The 471-nt window shown below is 25.3% G+C and carries 1 pseudogene; it reads right to left on the bottom strand.

Features of this window, described 5'->3' with window-relative positions:
• Nucleotides 1-354: pseudogene (locus ERX55_RS11250) on the bottom strand (M1 family metallopeptidase); the annotation flags it as partial.
• Nucleotides 355-471 lie beyond the last annotated feature (117 nt).

Genomic DNA, 471 nt, shown 5'->3' with positions numbered 1-471 from the left:
CTTTATATCTATATATCCTTCGTTAAATCCATTAGGATAAGCCCTTGTCATTTCACTTTTTTCAAAAGGAGCAAAATCTTTCTTGGAAAAAGCATTCGGATATATATGGAAATATATTTTATCTATGTTTGATTTTGTATTATTTATGTAGTCAACATTCTGATTGCACATTAACCTCTTAGTCTCATCATCAAATATAACATCCATATTATACTGATTTATTTTTGAATTAGTTTTTTCTTTGTATGTTTCTAAACTGTCATCCTTTTCTATAAAGCAACCTATTATTAATACCATAAATAGAATCGCTACTGATAATGTTCTTCTTACTTTTTGGTTGAATTTTATAACCAAAATATCTCCTCCTTTTCAAAATGAATACTTTTAGAAAATATTTACATGCTAATCTTGTGACCTTTTATTTGTTTACAGACAAATATAATATAAAAAATGATATAATTTAATCTGAGG

Origin of the sequence: Macrococcus bovicus (assembly GCF_004359575.1) — a bacterium.
In the GTDB taxonomy this organism is placed as follows: Bacteria; Bacillota; Bacilli; order Staphylococcales; family Staphylococcaceae; genus Macrococcus; species Macrococcus bovicus.
Note: the sequence above shows the minus strand (reverse complement) of the source record. Positions and strands in the feature narration are given on the sequence as shown.